This window comes from Kitasatospora sp. NPDC001159 (genome assembly GCF_053598235.1).
This window is the reverse complement of the sequence record NZ_JBSFJV010000010.1, coordinates 41,576-57,433: the sequence shown is the minus strand read 5'-3', so window position 1 is coordinate 57,433 and position 15,858 is coordinate 41,576. Positions and strand designations below refer to the sequence as shown.

Here is a 15,858-nt window from a genome sequence, read left to right as displayed (position 1 = left end):
ACGGCGGAGAAGTGGTAGTGCCCGGCGGCGTCGGTGTCCGACCACTCGACCCGGCGCTCGATGGTGACGCTGGCGGGGTTCAGGGCGGCCCTCCTACGGAGTTCGGTGCGCAGCAGCTTGCCGGTCGCGGTGCGCGGCAGCTCGTCGACGAACTCGACCGCGCGCGGGTACTTGTAAGGGGCGATGGCGCGTTTGACGTGTTCCTGGAGCTCCTTGACCGTCTCCGGCCCGGCCGACACGCCCTCGCGCAGCACCACGTACGCCTTGACCACTGTGCCGCGTCGCTCGTCCGGCGCGCCGACCACGGCGGAGTCGGCCACTGCGGCGTGGGTGGCGAGCGCCTGCTCGACCTCGGGCCCGGCGATGTTGTAGCCGGCCGAGACGATCATGTCGTCGTTGCGCGCCTGGTACCAGAAGTAGCCGTCCCGGTCGCGGAGGTAGGTGTCGCCGGTGAGGTTCCAGCCGTTCCGGACGTAGTCGCGCTGGCGCTCGTCGTCCAGGTAGCGGCAGCCGGTCGGGCCCTTGACCGCCAGCAGCCCGGGTCGGCCGTCCGGCACCGGGTTGCCGTGCTCGTCCAGGATCGCCGCCCGGTAGCCGGGGACGGGACGGCCGGTCGAGCCGGGGCGGACGTCCTGGTCGGCGGCCGAGATGAACACGTGCAGCAGCTCGGTGGCGCCGATGCCGTCGATCAGCCGCTGCCCGGTGGCCGCGCGGAAGGCCTCCCAGACGGCGGCGGGCAGCGGCTCGCCGGCCGAGACGCAGCGCCGGACGCCGGCCAGCCGGTCGGACAGCCCGGCGGCCAGGATCGCCCGGTAGGCGGTCGGCGCGGTGAACAGCACGCTCACGCCGTGGCGGGCCACCTGCCCGGCCAGCTGCTCGGGGGTGGCCTGCTCCAACAGCAGGCTGGCGGCGCCGGCCCGCAGGGGGAAGACCAGCAGTCCGCCGAGGCCGAACGTGAACCCCAGCGGCGGGGTGCCGGTGAACAGGTCGTCGGGGGTGGGCCGGAGCAGGTGCCGGGAGAAGGTGTCGGCGTTGGCCAGCACGTCGCGGTGGAAGTGCAGGGTGGCCTTGGGGCGGCCGGTGGTGCCGGAGGTGAAGGCGATCAGTGCGACGTCGTCGGCGGCGGTCGGAACGGCGGTGAAGCCGGGCGGCCGGGTGGCGGAGCGGACGGTCAGGTCCTCGGGGTCGGTGCCGCCGAAGGGGAGTATGCGCAGGTCCGGGGCGTTCGCCTGGTGGAGCTCGGCGAGGAAGCGGTGGTCGCACAGGGCGACGGAGGGTCTGGCGATCCGGATGAGCTCGGTCAGCTCGGCGGCGCGCAGCAGCGGCATGGTGGTGACGACCACCCCGCCGGCCTTCAGGACGCCGAGCCAACAGGCCGCCAGCCAGGGGTTGTTGGGGCCGCGTAGCAGCACCCGGTTGCCGGGGACCAGGCGCAGGTCGTCGGTCAGCAGGCGGGCGATCCGGTCGGCGTGGTCGCGCAGTTCGCCGTAGCTCCACTGCTCGGTGGGGGTGAGCAGGCAGCGGCGGTCGGGGCCGAAGCGGGCGATCGGGTCGTCGAGTAGGGCGGCCGCGCAGTTCAGGCGGTCGGGATAGGCCAACTCCGGTAGTTCGAAGAGGAGTTCGGGCCACTGGTCGAAGGGTGGGAGATGGTCGCGACAGAACGTGTCCACATGCGCCGAGGGGAAGAGCTCCATGGGCGGGCACCTCATTGTGCGAGCGGGGAGTAGAGCCAGTATGGCGCCCTCGTGACGCCAGTCAAGAGAGCGATACATGCATTCGGGCGACGGGGGCGGCGGGGCGGCGGGCGCGACGGCGTGGCGGGTTGGCAGGTCGGCGGGTCGGCGGGGCGCCGCGGGGAAAACAGAACGCCCCGCGGGCCGGTGGGGCCCGCGGGGCGTTGAGGGTGTCGCGGTGCGGCCGGCGCTCAGCTGGCGTCGGTGTGGAAGGCCGCGTCCGGTGTGCGGCCGTCCTGGGCCTGCTGGGCACGCTCGACGAGCAGGCGGGCGAACAGGACCAGGGCGGGCGTCGCGACCGCCGCGCCCGGGCCGTCGTCGTGCACGTACAGCAGCGTCGGGCCGACCCGGACCAGCGCCTCCGCGTCCGTCGAACCCGAGGTGCGGGCCATGCTCTGGTCGCCGATCGGCGGGATGGCCGCCGCGGCCGTCGGGCCCGCGCCGCTGACGCGGTCGAGGCCCGCGGTGAAGGCCCGGCTGGCCGCCTCGGTGGAGGCGAAGGTGACCACGGTGAACTTCACGGACTGGACGGTCGGGGCGCGGAAGGTCACGGTGGCGTAGGCGAGTTGCCGGTCGCAGGAGTCCGGGAGCAGGCAGGGCACCGCGTACCCCGAGCCGGCCCCGGACTCCGGTGCGCTCTCCACCTGCCAGCCGCCCGGCATCGCCGCTACGTCTGGCAGTACGCCCTGCAGCTGCGCGGGGTCGCGGACGGTCCGGGCAGCGTGGGCGAAGTCGGGGCCGTTGGGGTGCAGCAGCGGGCGCGAGCCGAGGTTGATCCCGAGCGCGACCAGGGCGGCGATCAGGACCAGGGCCAGCGCGACGATGATCCCGGTGTTGCTGCGCCGGGCTGCCAGGGCCTGGGCGTCGGCGACCGCCGGGTCGACCCGGAGCTGGACGGTGCTCGCGTCGGCTGGGGCCGTCGGGTCCATTCGGAGTTGGACGGTCGTCGGGTCGGCGGGTCTTCCGAGTTCGGTGGTGGCCACGTACTGGGCGAACGCCACGTCGCTGGCCAGCAGTCGGGTGACGGCGGCGGTCAGGCCCTCCTGCGCCCGGGAATCGTGCGGGCTCGCCTCCAGTGCCGCCACGGCCTGAGCCCCGTCCGGCATCAGCCGAAGCCGGGCCCGCACCACCCCGGCCACCGCCTGCCCCGGCCCGTCGGCCGTCCCCTGAGCGAGCCGGACCAGCGCCCCCACCACGCCCGGTACCAACTCCCGGCCGTCCCCCATGGCAACTCCCCCCCGCCGCACGAGTCGTTGCCCCCTACGATCCCGGGCCGCCGGCCGCTCCGCACCCCCGTCGAGGCGAACGGAGACGCAACTGCAACCGCCCCCGGACGTGTCGGAGAATCCCGGAGCGCAGGCCACCGATCCGCATGCGGGGACGAATTCCCGTCGTTGACCCGAACTGTCGTTCGGGCCGCAGCGGTTCAATGCCGCGAATTTACGCCGTCGGGGTAATTCCGGACCGCAGATCTGCCGATACCCGTAACGACGTCATTACGCCGTTCGGAGGAGCCAGCATGCCTGAGCTGTGGCTGCCCGGTGCCGAGATCCACGACCTCGGCGACCACGCGCCGACCGACCAGCAGTACCCGCCGAAGGCCATCGCGCACATCACCTGGGACCGCAACGCGACCGCCGCCGCACCGCAGGACTGGTGCACCTACGAGGACCTGGTGGGGTACTTCACCGGCAGCGGCGCCGGCGACGCGCCGCACCTGGTCTGGGACCCGTTCAGCGGCCGGACGGCGCAGCTGTTCCCGGCCGACTCCCGTTCCAAGAGCCTGCTCAGCCCGGCCGAGAGTCCGACCCGCACCAACCGGGCCGGGCGGGTGGTGATCCAGATCGAGGCGGTGTTCTTCCCGTACTGCCGCTACCAGGGGACGGTGTACCCGCGGCTGGTCGACACCCCGTGCGCGGGCTGGGACCGGATCCACGCCTGGATCTCCTCCTTGGGCGTGCCCGACGTGTGGCCGATGGGCCGTCCGACCGACTTCTCCGAACACCGCGACGAGCGGGTGTGGGAGACCCAGGGCGGCTGGTACGCGCACGCCCACGTGCCGTTCAACGACCACGTCGACCCCGGCTCCTGGCCCGTCTTCACCGGCGGCCCCGGCTCGCCGTCCACCCCGCCCTCGCAGCAGCACCCGGGCCCGGCCCGCTACCAGGTCACCCTCAACGGTCTGGCCTACGGCTACGGCGCCCATGGCTACCAGGTGACGGTGGTCGGTCGGGCGCTGGTCGCGGGCGGCTTCGGCGCCCACTACCACTCCGGGCCCGGGCCGGACTGGACGGACGCGGACACCGAGAACTACGCGGACTACCAGCGGAGCCTGGGCTACACGGGGCAGGCGGCGGACGGTGTCCCCGGCGAGGGCTCGCTGCGGCGGCTGCTCGGCTACCTGCCCGGGCCGCGCACTGTCTCGCTGGCGCACGTGGTGGCGGCCGCGCGCAGCGACCCGGGGGCGGAGCAGGGGCACCGGACGTACGGGGCCGAGGTGGCGATCGTCGAACAGGCGCTGGCGGACGAGGGGTTGCTCGAACAGCGCTGGGTGGACGGCTCCTTCGGCAGTCTTACGGTCACGGCGTACGCGGGGTGGCAGCGGCGGTGCGGCTACACGGCGGGGGCCGCAGACGGTATCCCCGGCTGGGACTCGCTCCACCGACTGGGTGCGGCACAGGACTTCGCGGTGACCGACTGACGGACTGGCGGACTGGCGGACGGTCCGGACCGGAGGGCTGCGGCGGGGGACCGAGGCTACGTCCGGGGTGGTTCGCTGCCGGGCGTGGCGCGCGGGCGCGTACTCGCTAGGGAGTAATGAGGTTACCTCCACCGTCAGATGCCCGATGAGGGGAGGGCGGGAGAGCCACGGTCGGGCTGGGCGGGGCGACGGCTCACACCTGCCCGGCGGCCTCGGCGGGCAGTCCGCCCGGCGGGGATTTCTGACCAGGGGTGATGACCTGCTACTGTTCCTTCCGTTGAGAGGGATTGATCTTCAGCAGAGGGGATCTCTCGAACAGGCGTCAGCGGTGCTACCAGAGCACGTCCTACTTTCAGTAGGAAGAGTCCGTGCAACCCGGGCCTGGCGCTCCACCCGAAGGGGCTCGTTCCGTCCAACGGAACGGGCCCCTTCGTCGTTTCCGTCGTGACTCCGGTCGCCGTCGGCGCGAGGGCGACGCTCCATTGCGCGCGTCCTCTTATCGCACTTTCTGGCCCGAAACCCTGTGGCGTGGCCGGGTATCGGCCAAGGTCCCGTACCAGGTGGCCGACGGACGACGTTCCGCTGCGGCCGACCGGCCAGCGGCTTTGTCTGTCGGGCCAGCCTGATGCATCGCCATACCTTGGCCGGAACTCACTGCTACTGGTGTGAATATGCCATTGGAATGTTCGTCATACGGAATCCGGCAGTAGCCTTCCGTGTCGAACCTGCCACTGCTGGTGGCGATCCGGTCGGAACCGCACTGCGCCCGGCCACCCCAGACCCCCGCGAAGGAGCCGGTGTGCCGGGTATCGACGAATGCCTCTCCGGGGCGATGGAGATCGCCGGCGCCCGCGCCGCGAGCCTGGTCGACTGGAGCAGCGGACTCGCCCTCGGCAGCGTCGGCGACAGCCCGACCGGCGAGCACGAGACCTCCGCTGCCGAGGCAACCGACTTGGTGCGCGCGGCCGTTGAGAGCCAGACCTTCACGGTGGCGGAGGACCGGCGGTCCCCGCTGGAGGACATCATCGTCACCGCGGGCCGTAGTTATCACCTGATCCGCTTCATCGACACCGTCTTCGACAGTCGTCTGGTATTGCACCTCTGGATGGACCGCGAGGAGGGCAACCTCGCCGTCGCCCGCTTCCGCCTCCAGGCGCTCGCCGAGGAGCTGGTGCTGGGGTGAGCATGACTCCCGTACCACCTGTCGTATTCCGACCAGCCCGCCGGACGGACGCCCCTCGGCGGTGGCCCGCGTGACCGCAGCGCCCTCCGCGGCCCCGCCCACCACGACCCCGCCCACCACCGCCCCGCCCACGACGGAACCGGCGGGACCGACAGGATCGGCGATGCCAGCCGGTCCTGCCGCACCGACCGACCTGGCCGCACCGACCGACCTGGCCGCGCCGACCGGCCAGGTCGCGCCGACCGGCCAGGTCGCGCCGAGGACCCCCGGCGAAGCGATGGCCCTACTCGCCGCCCGCCGCGCCACCGGCGCCCTGCACGGCCCGCTCGGCAGTCTCCACCTGGTCGACGGCCAGGTGACCGCCGCCGAGTCCCCGCGCGCGCCCGGCCTGGTCGACCTGCTCACCGGCTGCGGCCGGATCGTCCCCGAGGGCTGGGCGGAACTCCTCCGCCTCCACGGCGCCCAGGGCCGGATCGGCGAGGTGCTGGTCGATCGGGGGCTGCTCACCCGGGGCGAACTCGAACTCGGCCATCTGGGAACGCTGTTCGACGCCGCCTACTTCGTCCTCGCCGACCGGGCCGGCGGCACCTGGCGCTTCGAGCCCGACGTCCGGCACTGGCTCGGACCGGTGGCGGCCGTCGACCCGGCGCGGCTGCACCGCGAGGTCGAGCGCCGGGGCCGACTCCTCGACCGGATCTGGCCCTGGCCGCAGCTGGACACCGCGCCCGTCCGCCCGGTCGAGCACAGCTGGCGTCCCTCCCACCGCCCGCCCGGCCGCCGTCGACGCGAACTGCTGGACCACGCCGACGGCCGAAGAACCCCGGCGGACCTGGCCCGACTGCTCGGCCGCTCCGGCTTCGGTGTGACGGCGGACGTCCGCCGCCTGGCCGCCGCCGGACTGCTCGACGTCCCGCGAAAGGACGCCGCCCGACCCGAGGTGCTCCTACCCGAGGCCCCCCGCCGCGCGGCGCCCCGCTCCGACGCCCCGCGGCACGCCGCGCCGCCGGCCGCGACGCCCGAAGTACCCCCGCAGGGACGGCGGGAACCGGCCGGGGGCCTGCACCGCCGGGTCCCCGGCGCCACCCTCCGCAGCCTCGCGGCCACCGGCCACCCGGGTGCCCCGGCCACCGGCCACCCAGGTGCCCCGGCAACGGCAGCAACCGCCCTGATCCGCCCTGACCGCCCGCCCATCACGGCAGCGGCCCACCCGCTGACCGTCCCCGACCCGGACATCGCGCTGCTGACCCGGGTCCGAGACCTTCTGGAGGCCCGACTTTGAGCAACTCTCCGCCCGCGACCCCGCCGTACCGGCCATGAGGCGGGCGCTCAAGCAGCGTGTCGGAAGGAGACAACTGATCGCCTTGGAGACCGAGCTGCTCGCCGAACTCCGCGCCGTCAAGCGGCGCGTCCCGCACCTCGCGGGCGGCCTGGTGGCCAGCGTGGACGGCCTGCTGGTCGCGCACGACACCCACGGGACCGAACCCTCCGGCCTGGCCGCGATGACGGCGGCCTCGCTCTCGCTGGCCCAACGGCTCGCCGACACCACCGGTCAGGGGGACTTCCGCGAGTCACTGGTGCGCGGCGAGCACGGCTACGTCGCCACCTACGCGGCCGGCGGCAGCTGCGTGCTGACCCTGCTGGCGCACCCGGACGTCAACGTCGGCCGGCTCCACCTGGAGGCCCGCCGCTGCGCCCGGCGCATCTCCGGACTGCTCAACGACGCCCTGGTGCCCAAGGACCCACGCGACGCGGTCTGACCCCGACCGCCGAACCGACCGATCGCCCAAGATCGACCGACCGACCACCCGAGACCGACCAACTCACCAAACCCACCAATCCACCAACCCGCAACCAACAGGAGTTGAAAAAATGACCGACGCAGCCGGCGCGCTCAAGCAGGCCATGACCGTCATCGAGGGCGCCATCGGCGCGGCCCTGGTCGACTACAACAGCGGCATGGCGCTCGCCACCCTCGACGGCCCCGGTGGCCTGGACCTCAACGTCGCCGCGGCCGGGAACACCGACGTGGTCCGCGCCAAGATGCGCACCATGGACATGCTGGGCCTCCAGGACGGCATCGAGGACATCCTGATCACCCTGTCCAGCCAGTACCACCTGATCCGCCCGCTCACCGGCCGCACCGGCAAGGGCCTGTTCCTCTACCTCGCGCTGGACAAGGGGCGTGCCAACCTGGCGATGGCCCGCCACCAGCTCACCAAGATCGAGGCCGACCTGGAGGTCTGAGACCGTCCGTGAAGGACGAGGCCCCGGCGGCGGCTCACGCGCCGCCGGGCTCCGTCCATCGCACCTCGCCGCCCGGCAGCCCCGCGCACACCGTCCCCTCGGCGGTCAGCACGCTCCACGGCGCGAGCAGCGCATGCGGCGCGACGGACAGTGCCCCGCCCTCGGCGAAGCCCAGCTCCAGGCCGCCCGCCAGGGTGATCCGGGCGGTGTCGACGGTCCGGCCGACCAGCGCCAGCAGGGTGGGGGTCGGACGGAAGGTCAGCGCCGGGAAGAAGTGCTCGACCTCCTCCGGCGCGGCGAAGGACGGCGCCGCGAAGCGGAACTCGTGCGCCACCCGGACGGTCACCGGGCCGTCGAGCCGCAGGTCGAGCCGTCCGCCGCCGTTGACCGCCGCCACCCGCCGACCGGTCAGCACCTCACTGATCCCGTTCCGCATTCTCTTCCGCACGCCCCCAGTGTCACCCACCGGCCACCTCCTGGCCGACCGATCGCCCCCGCACCAGCTCGACCGGCCCGCCGCCCGCCCGTGCCAGGGCGGCCAGCGCGGCGGCCGTACGGTCCCAGGACGGCCCGGTCAGCAGCGCCCGCGCCTCGGCCGGGTCGCAGAGCCGCCACTCCACCAACTCCTGCTCCTGCAGCGCGATCGAGCCGAGCAGCTCCTCCGTCACCGTGCCGCCGTCGAACACGTACACCAGTACGGCGGTGTCCCGACCGGTCGCCGGGTCGGCCCCCGGGTCGGCGGCCGTCCCCGGCTGCCAGTCCAGCACCAGCAGCCGCCCGGGCTCGACCTCCCAGCCCAGTTCCTCGCGGATCTCCCGCCGCGCCGCGGCCCGGGGTCCTTCCCGGTCCGCCTCGACGCCGCCACCCGGCAGCGTCCAGTGCGGCTCCTGCCCGCGCGGCCCGTCCCAGGGCCGCAGCCGTACCAGCAGCACCCGCCCGTCACCGTCGGTGAACAGCGCCCGCGCCTTCGCCCGGATCCGCGGCCGGGTGGCGTAGTAGGTGTCCCGGTCCATCGGCGGCTCCGGCCGCTGCTCCTGCGTCACCCCCACGTCCGCCGGTCCCAAGCCGGGCGCGGCGGCCAGCCCGGTGTACTCAGGCACCGGCCCGTCGGCGGGCAGCTCCCGAAGCGTGTGCCCGGCCGGCCGGCTGTCCTCCAGTTCCAGCGGCCCGGCCGCTCGCGGCGCCCGCAGACAGGCCGTCACCCGCCGTGACAGCCGGGGCGGCAGCGCATGCCCCGCCTCCTCCGTCGTCAGGCAGACCCATCCGCCGACCTCCGCCGCGTCCGGCCGGATCGCCGCCACCTGCGCCGCCGTCAGCGGCTCACCCCAGTACAGGTACGCCACGATCGGTGGCCGGGTCCGGGACATCGCCCAGTCGACGCAGGCCAGCGGACCCAACCGGGGCGTGAACCCGAGCTCCTCGGCGATCTCGCGTACGGCGGTCTCCCTCGGCGAGCGGTCGGTCGGCTCCCAGCCGCCACCCGGAATCGCCACCGGATGCTTCCGGTCGTACGGCAGCCGCACCACCAGCACCCGCCCGTCCCCGTCCGGGAACAGCACCCCCGCCGCCGCGAGGATCCCCCGGCCCGGCCCACCAGACGCTTCCACCCCAGATCCCTCCACCCCAGATCCCTCCGCCGCGCTGTTCCTGCAGCTGTTCCAGCACGCTGCTCCACCCGGGGACGACACCCCCGACCGCAGTCATGGTTCCCCCGGAACCCCCGCTTCGATCACCGCTTCACCCGTCCCTCGTCCCACACCGGCTCCGCGCTCTCGCGGAACTCCCCGTTCGCGCCGAACACCAGGCCTCCTCGACGGCATCCAGCCGCACGCCGAGGGCTGACGACTCACCCCAGCGAGGCCAGCGCCTGGGCCGCCGCCCGGGCCATCTGCTCGTCGTGCCGCCCGCTCGCCCCGCGCAACCGGGCGAGGCCCTCGGCCGCCGCCAGGGCGAGCAGGCCCGGCAGCAGGTCGGTGCTGCGGGCGACGACCCAGCGGGTGCCCTTGGTGGCCATCCACCACAGGTCGGCGGCCGGGCCCGGCGGGGGTTCGGCCGCCTCGGCGGCGGGCGGCGGGCCGAGCGGGTGGCCGGTCTCGGTGAGGAGGTCGTGGAATCGGCGGGCGATCAGGTGGTGCCCCTCGGCGCTGGGGTGGAGGCGGTCCACGCTCAGCAGCCGGCGCTGTGCGCACCAAGGCAGTTCGGCGATGTGCAGGTGCACCGCCCGGTGCCGCGCGGTGAGCGCGTGCACCACGGTGTTGACCGCCCGCATCCGCCGCGCCAGCGGGCGGGCCAGCGGGGCCGGGAGCCGCAGCAGGGTGCCGGGATCGGGCAGGCAGGCGGTCAGCAGCGCGGCGCCGTGGGCGGAGAGTTCACCCATGGTGGCGTCCAGCTCCAGGGTGGTGCGCCGGATGTCGAAGCCCGCCCGCAGGGTGTCGTTTCCGCCGACCACCACTGCGGCGAGCTGCGGTTGCCGTGCCAGCGCCGCCGGAAGCTGACTAGTCGTCAGGTCGGCTGTCAGCGCCCCGCTGTACGCCAGGTTGGTGAACTCGACCTTCCGGCCGCCGGGCGCCAGCGAGTGCGCCAGCACGGCGGCCCAGCCACGCCACTCCTCGTCGACCTGGTCCCCGATCCCCTCCGTGAGCGAGTCCCCGAGCGCGACGAAGCGCAGCAGCTCGCCCGTCGCCGGCCGCTCCTCCGCCGCCCGGTCAGGCCCGGCGTCCAGCAGGCTCATCCCAACCCCCGTCCATCGCTCCCGAGTTCCGTATCCCGTGGGCCGCCAGGAAGGCCGCCACCGCGGCCGGCCAGCCGTACCGTTCGGCCTGCGCCCGGGCGGCGGCCCGCCGCACCTCCTCCGGTCGCCCGAGCAACTCCCTGACGGCAAGGGCGAATCCGGATCCGGTGTCGACCGCCGCCACCCCGGCGAGCCCGATCAGCCCGGGCAGCGCGGAGGAACGGCTGACCGCGACCGGGGTGCCGCAGGCCAGCGCCTCCATCGCGGCCAGCCCGAAGGTCTCCACCGGCCCGGGCGCCAGCACCACGTCCGCGCAGCCCAGCAGTCGGGCCAGCGCCTCGCGTCGGCCCAGGTGCCCGAGGAAGCGCACCGGCAGCCGGAGCCGGGCCGCCCGGGCGGCCAGCCGCTCCCGCAGCGGCCCGGTCCCGGCCACCACCAGGACGGCGGGCAGCCCCAGCGCCCGCAGCCGGGCCAGCGCCTCGACCGCCCGCTCGGGCCGTTTCTCCGCCGACAGCCGCGAGCAGAGCACCAGCAGCACGTCCTCCGGCGCCGCGTACCGGGCCCGTTCCTCGGCCCGTACGGTCGGCGGCAGCGGCCGCAGAGCCGTCAGGTCCACTCCGAGCGGGGCCCGGACCAGGTTGGGGACACCGATCCGGCGGAACTCCGCCGCCGCCCAGTCGGTGGTGCAGAGCACCGAGTCGTAGGCGCGGGCGGTGGCCGCGTTCAGCCGGGCGGCGGCCGCCGAGGCCAGCGGACCGGGCAGGCCCCAGGTGCGCAGCACCCCGGTGGCGCTCTCGTGCGAGACCATCACCGAGCGGACGCCGTGCCGCCGGGCCCAGCCGCCGGTCCAGCGCAGGGTCGTCCGGTCGGATACCTCCAGCCGGTCGGGGCTGAGCCGGGTCAGCTCGGCTTCCACCGCCCGCCGGTCGGTGAGCAGCCGGTAGCCGCCGCTGGCCGGCAGCACCGGGCCGGGCAGGGTGACCACCAGGCCCTGCTCGGTCTCCTCCACCGAGCGCCGCTCGCCGGGCACGATCAGCACCGCCCGGTGCCCGGCCGCCCGGTACCCGGCGCCGAGGTGGCGCAGCGCGGTGCGCAGGCCGCCCGAGACCGGGGTGACGAAGTTGGCCAGCCGGACGATGGTCAACCCGTCGGAGCGGGGCAGGTCGGTCATGCCGGCAGCTCCTCCGGCAGCACGGGCACCACCGGCGCCGTCGGGGCCGAGGCCGGGCCCGACTCCGAGACTGGGGAAGCGGCCCGCAGCGGCAGCCCCCGGTGCTCGGCGAGCACCTCGTCGTAGTGCCGCAGCAGCAGGTCCCCGACCGCCTCCCAGGTCCGGGCGGTCACCTCGGCCCGCCCGGCCTTCCCGTACGCGGCCCGCCGGGCCGGGTCGGCGGCCAGCTCGGCCACCGCCCGGGCCACCGCCGCGCCGTCCCGGGTCGGCACCAGCAGGCCGGTGCGGTGGTGGGCGACCAGGTCCAGCGGGCCGCCGGCCGCCGGGCCGATCACCGGCACGCCGCTGGCCATCGCCTCCTGGATGGTCTGGCAGAAGGTCTCCAGCGGGCCGGTGTGCACGAACACGTCCAGCGTCGCGAAACAGCGCGCCAGCTCCTCGCCGGTGCGGCGGCCGAGGAACACCGCACCGGGCATGGAGGCCTTCAGTTCCGGCGCCGAGGGCCCGTCCCCGACCACCACCACCCGCACCCCGGGCAGGGTGGAGGCCACCGCCAGCAGGTCCACCCGCTTCTCCGGCGCCAGCCGCCCGACGTACCCGACCAGCACCTCCCCGCCCGGTGCGAGCACCCGGTGCAGCGCCTCGTCCCGGTGCCAGGGGTGGAAGCGCACCGAGTCCACCCCGCGCGGCCACAGCTGCACCCGGGGCACCCCGTGCGCGGTCAGGTCCTGTGCGGCCGGGGTGGACGGCGCCAGGGTGCGGGCGGCCGCCCGGTGCACGGCCCGGATCCGCCGCCAGGCCGCGGCCTCCCCGAGCCCCCGCCCGGCCCGGTAGGCGTGCGCGTAGCCGGCCAGGTCGGTCTGGTACACGGCGACGGCGGGCACTCCGAGCCGCGCCGCGACCTGCATCCCGCGCGCGCCCAGCACGAACGGGCTGGCCAGGTGCACGATGTCCGGCCGGTGCCCGGCGACGGCGGCCGTCAGCCGCCGGCTCGGCAGTGCGATCCGCACCTGCGGGTAGCCCGGCAGTGGCATCGAGGGGATCCGCACCACGGGGATCCGCTCCGCGGCCTCGGTGCCGAAGGTCTGCGGCGGGCACTGGGCGCCCCGCGCCGGCGCGGGGGTGACGACGAGGGGCTGGTGGCCCCGGCGGACCAGGTGCTCGGCCGTCCGCAGCACGCTGTGGGCGACTCCGTTGACCTCGGGCGGGAAGGATTCGGTGACGATGACGACGCGCATGCCAGCGTTCTGTCCGTGCCCGGCATGCTCCCGGCCAAAGGGATCTGTCGTACAAGCGAACGCGGGTCGGCGATTTGCACCACCGACCCGGGTGTTCAGCGCCAGGGCCTGTCTCTCGGGTCCTTGCAGGGTCCGCCGAAGCCACGGAGAGACAGGCCCTGGTCAAGCTCAGGCCGACCCGCCGCAGAGCGTGGCTCCTGCCGGGCTAACGCCAGTGGCCGCCGACCACGCCACTGCCCATGCTCGAACGGAAGGACCGCGTGCCCATGCCGGCCACCGGCTGGCGCCACATGGGCAAGCCACGACCGAAGGACCTCGCCATGGAAATGCCCGTCATCACCGGATGCGCGGTCGAAGGCTGCGCCTACAACCAGGGTCTCGCCTGCCACGCCCTGGCCATCACCGTCGGCGACGCCCGCCACGCGCACTGCGACACCTACCTGCAGGCCCCGCCGAAGGGCGGCGACCCCTCCGCCAACGGCAGGGTCGGTGCGTGCAAGATGTCGGACTGCCGCCACAACGTCGGCCTTGAGTGCCGCGCCACCGGCATCACGGTCGGGTTCCACCAGAGCGACATCGACTGCCTGACGTACGCACCCGCCTGACCGGCGCCACGCCTTGCCCGAGTCAAAGGGACGCGCCGTTGCGAATCGCCGACGCCCACACAGGAGAGCACACCGAGATCCGTCCCCGCCGGGCCGGACTGTGAATCACGACCAGGCCCTGGCCCTCCTCCAGGAGGTGCTGACCGGGATCGTCCCGGACGCCGACTTCGAGCGGATCGGTCCGGACACCGGTGGACGTCCGGTCCGCTCCGCCAGCTCCCCCCGGGCCGACCCGCGGTTCTGCCCGCTCCGGCCCGACTGGCCGTCAACGGTTTCGCCCCGGCCGGGCACCTGGCCGGGTCCGTCCGCGAGGTGTACGTCGGCGGGTTCGTGCTGGTGCTGATCTCCCACCCGACGCCCTCGGTCGGGGTCGGCCTCGGGGCGCAGGCCTCAGCGCGCAGGGTCCGACGCCGGGGCGAGGTGGTCGGTGAACCACTGCGCGGCCAGGTCCGCGGCCTCTTCGAGCGTGCCGGGTTCCTCGAACAGGTGGGTGGCGCCCGGGATGACGGCGAGCTGGTTCTCGCAGTGCAGCCGGGCCTGGGCCTGCTGGTTGAGGTCGAGGACCACGTGGTCGTCGCCGCCGACGATGAGCAGGGTGGGTGCGGTGACGGCGGGCAGGCGGGGGCCTGCGAGGTCGGGCCGCCCGCCGCGGGAGACGACCGCCCGGGCCGTGGAGTCCGGCTCCGCGGCCGCCCACAGCGCCGCGGCGGCTCCGGTGCTGGCGCCGAAGTAGCCGACCGTGAGCCCGCCCACGTCATCGCGGCCGCGCAGCCAGCGGGTGGCGTCGGTCAGGCGGCGGGCGAGCAGCGCGGTGTCGAAGACGTTCGCCCGGTCGAACGCCTCCTCCTCGGTGAGCAGGTCGAACAGCAGGGTGGCAAGGCCCGCCCGGTTCAGCTCGCCCGCGACGAACCGGTTGCGCGGGCTGTGCCGACTGCTGCCGCTGCCGTGGGCGAACACCACGATCCCCGCCGCCCCCTCGGGTACGGTCAGCTGCCCGCCGAGCTGCACCGGCCCGGCGTCCACGACGACTTCCGGATCGTCGGCCCTCGCCGAAACGGACCGAACGGGAAGCCGCGAAGCGGGGTCGGGCGGCCGGCCACCGCCCAGCCGGACGGCGGCCTCGTCCAGGCAGGCGATCACCTCGGCGTCGGTGGTCTGCGCGAAGTCCTCGTAGAACTGACCGATCCCGTAGAACTCCCCGGGCGTCGACAGGGCCACCAGCTCGTCCGCGGCGTCCGCCAGCCTGCGGGTCCAGCCCGGCGGGGCGACGGGGACGGCGAGCACCACCCGGGCCGCGCCCTGGTTCCTGGCGATCAGGCACGCCGCGAGAGCGGTCGAACCGGTCGCGATCCCGTCGTCCACCACGACCGCCGTACGGCCGGCGAGCTCGGAGCGGGGCCGGTCACCGCGGTACCGCCGTGCCCTGCGGTCCAGCTCGACCCGTTCCCGCGCCTCCACCGCGGCCAGGTCCTCCTCGGAGGTCCGCGTCGCGCCTATCACCGCCTCGTTGACGATGCGCACCCCGCCCTCGCCGATCGCGCCCATGCCCAGTTCCGGCTGGAACGGCACGCCGAGCTTGCGCACCACGATCACGTCCAGCGGTGCGTGCAGCACCTTCGCGACCTCGGCCGCCACCGGAACGCCGCCACGGGGAAGTCCGAGGACGATCACGTTCCCGCCCCCGAGGTGCCTGACCCGCTCAGCCAGGCGACGTCCCGCGTCCACACGGTCGACGAAGTACATGACCCGCCCTCCTCCGGATACGGGGGACCACGGCGAGCCCGGGCTCCGCGCCGGGCAGCCCGCCCACTCCCCACGATCCTCCTTCCGCCGGACGTGCGCGAGCGACCGAGTCGAGGTGCCGCCGCCGTCCGTCGACTCCCGGACGCACCCGGTGCGCCGGGGACGGACGTGCCGCCGCAGCAGTGGCGGAGGAGCATGAAAGGAGGCGGGCGAACCGGCGACCGCACGCCCTCGGAGCATTCGGATTCGCCGAACAGATCGTCCACACGCCCACCTTCCCGTCGTCGTGCCGCCCGAGCCGCCTGTCGCGCCCGCCCGAACCGGCGCGTCAGTGGCGGTCGGGGAAGCCGGCCAGCCTGTCGCCGGTCTGAAGCCCACCGCTGAACCGTGGGACAGGCCACCCGGGTCGGACACCTTCGTCGGCTCGGAGCCGACCCGGGCGAGGTCCACATCCCGGTATGGGCCCACCGGCCCATGCCGGGACGGCTCCGCAGGGCCACGATGAGAAG

General features: G+C 74.5%; 13 protein-coding genes and 1 pseudogene. 6 read left to right on the top strand and 8 right to left on the bottom strand.

Annotated elements, in window-relative coordinates; translation table 11 throughout:
- Positions 1 to 83 precede the first annotated feature (83 nt).
- Positions 84 to 1,694: pseudogene (locus tag ACWC9T_RS07980) on the bottom strand (AMP-binding protein); the annotation flags it as partial.
- Between the two features lie 230 nt (positions 1,695 to 1,924).
- Positions 1,925 to 2,959, bottom strand: coding sequence for a hypothetical protein (locus ACWC9T_RS07975; protein ID WP_449820199.1), 1,035 nt, complete (start codon positions 2,957 to 2,959; stop codon positions 1,925 to 1,927).
- Positions 2,960 to 3,252: 293 nt separating this feature from the next.
- On the opposite strand from ACWC9T_RS07975, the gene ACWC9T_RS07970 reads away from it, so the two are divergent.
- The 5 genes from ACWC9T_RS07970 (at position 3,253) to ACWC9T_RS07950 (ending at position 7,861) form a co-directional block, all read left to right on the top strand.
- On the top strand, positions 3,253 to 4,434 hold the full coding sequence (locus tag ACWC9T_RS07970; RefSeq protein WP_449820198.1) for a peptidoglycan-binding protein: 1,182 nt from the start codon (positions 3,253 to 3,255) through the stop codon (positions 4,432 to 4,434).
- 799 nt (positions 4,435 to 5,233) lie between these two features.
- The gene (locus ACWC9T_RS07965) at positions 5,234 to 5,617 is read left to right on the top strand and encodes a hypothetical protein (RefSeq protein WP_449820197.1); all 384 of its coding nucleotides are present in this window, start codon (positions 5,234 to 5,236) and stop codon (positions 5,615 to 5,617) included.
- 163 nt (positions 5,618 to 5,780) lie between these two features.
- Positions 5,781 to 6,896, top strand: coding sequence for a hypothetical protein (locus tag ACWC9T_RS07960; RefSeq protein WP_449820196.1), 1,116 nt, complete (start codon positions 5,781 to 5,783; stop codon positions 6,894 to 6,896).
- A gap of 82 nt (positions 6,897 to 6,978) precedes the next feature.
- On the top strand, positions 6,979 to 7,374 hold the full coding sequence (locus tag ACWC9T_RS07955) for a roadblock/LC7 domain-containing protein (protein ID WP_449820195.1): 396 nt from the start codon (positions 6,979 to 6,981) through the stop codon (positions 7,372 to 7,374).
- Between the two features lie 112 nt (positions 7,375 to 7,486).
- Positions 7,487 to 7,861 (top strand): hypothetical protein, encoded by a 375-nt coding sequence (locus tag ACWC9T_RS07950; protein ID WP_449820194.1) that lies wholly within the window; start codon positions 7,487 to 7,489, stop codon positions 7,859 to 7,861.
- A gap of 34 nt (positions 7,862 to 7,895) precedes the next feature.
- Here the strand turns inward: ACWC9T_RS07950 and ACWC9T_RS07945 are convergent, their stop codons facing one another.
- The 5 genes from ACWC9T_RS07945 to ACWC9T_RS07925 all read right to left on the bottom strand — a co-directional run bounded on the left by ACWC9T_RS07945 (position 7,896) and on the right by ACWC9T_RS07925 (position 13,001).
- A complete protein-coding gene (locus ACWC9T_RS07945) occupies positions 7,896 to 8,309 on the bottom strand; it encodes a DUF6188 family protein (protein WP_449820193.1) in 414 nt (137 codons plus the stop codon).
- A 10-nt stretch (positions 8,310 to 8,319) separates the two neighbouring features.
- Positions 8,320 to 9,468, bottom strand: coding sequence for an NUDIX hydrolase (locus ACWC9T_RS07940; protein ID WP_449820192.1), 1,149 nt, complete (start codon positions 9,466 to 9,468; stop codon positions 8,320 to 8,322).
- Positions 9,469 to 9,707: 239 nt separating this feature from the next.
- A complete protein-coding gene (locus ACWC9T_RS07935) occupies positions 9,708 to 10,592 on the bottom strand; it encodes an SGNH/GDSL hydrolase family protein (RefSeq protein ID WP_449820191.1) in 885 nt (294 codons plus the stop codon).
- Positions 10,567 to 11,763, bottom strand: a complete 1,197-nt coding sequence (locus ACWC9T_RS07930; RefSeq protein ID WP_449820190.1) for a glycosyltransferase — start codon at positions 11,761 to 11,763, stop codon at positions 10,567 to 10,569. Before ACWC9T_RS07930 ends, ACWC9T_RS07935 begins: the two co-directional genes overlap by 26 nt.
- Positions 11,760 to 13,001: a glycosyltransferase family 4 protein gene (locus tag ACWC9T_RS07925; RefSeq protein WP_449820189.1), complete on the bottom strand. Its 1,242-nt coding sequence runs from the start codon at positions 12,999 to 13,001 to the stop codon at positions 11,760 to 11,762. Before ACWC9T_RS07925 ends, ACWC9T_RS07930 begins: the two co-directional genes overlap by 4 nt.
- A 239-nt stretch (positions 13,002 to 13,240) precedes the next feature.
- On the opposite strand from ACWC9T_RS07925, the gene ACWC9T_RS07920 reads away from it, so the two are divergent.
- Positions 13,241 to 13,606 (top strand): DUF1540 domain-containing protein, encoded by a 366-nt coding sequence (locus ACWC9T_RS07920; RefSeq protein WP_449820188.1) that lies wholly within the window; start codon positions 13,241 to 13,243, stop codon positions 13,604 to 13,606.
- Between the two features lie 390 nt (positions 13,607 to 13,996).
- On the opposite strand, the gene ACWC9T_RS07915 is transcribed toward ACWC9T_RS07920, so the two are convergent.
- Entirely contained in the window at positions 13,997 to 15,349 is a 1,353-nt protein-coding gene (locus ACWC9T_RS07915) for a phosphoribosyltransferase family protein (protein WP_449820187.1), read from the bottom strand.
- Positions 15,350 to 15,858 lie beyond the last annotated feature (509 nt).

Excerpts from the sequence above, each read along its gene's own strand:
- ACWC9T_RS07915 (WP_449820187.1), bottom strand. The coding sequence starts at position 15,349 with ATGTACTTCGTCGACCGTGTGGACGCGGGACGTCGCCTGGCTGAGCGG.
- ACWC9T_RS07925 (WP_449820189.1), bottom strand. The coding sequence starts at position 13,001 with ATGCGCGTCGTCATCGTCACCGAATCCTTCCCGCCCGAGGTCAACGGA.
- ACWC9T_RS07975 (WP_449820199.1), bottom strand. The coding sequence starts at position 2,959 with ATGGGGGACGGCCGGGAGTTGGTACCGGGCGTGGTGGGGGCGCTGGTC.
- ACWC9T_RS07970 (WP_449820198.1), top strand. The coding sequence starts at position 3,253 with ATGCCTGAGCTGTGGCTGCCCGGTGCCGAGATCCACGACCTCGGCGAC.
- ACWC9T_RS07920 (WP_449820188.1), top strand. The coding sequence starts at position 13,241 with ATGCTCGAACGGAAGGACCGCGTGCCCATGCCGGCCACCGGCTGGCGC.
- ACWC9T_RS07930 (WP_449820190.1), bottom strand. The coding sequence starts at position 11,763 with ATGACCGACCTGCCCCGCTCCGACGGGTTGACCATCGTCCGGCTGGCC.
- ACWC9T_RS07950 (WP_449820194.1), top strand. The coding sequence starts at position 7,487 with ATGACCGACGCAGCCGGCGCGCTCAAGCAGGCCATGACCGTCATCGAG.
- ACWC9T_RS07960 (WP_449820196.1), top strand. The coding sequence starts at position 5,781 with ATGCCAGCCGGTCCTGCCGCACCGACCGACCTGGCCGCACCGACCGAC.
- ACWC9T_RS07935 (WP_449820191.1), bottom strand. The coding sequence starts at position 10,592 with ATGAGCCTGCTGGACGCCGGGCCTGACCGGGCGGCGGAGGAGCGGCCG.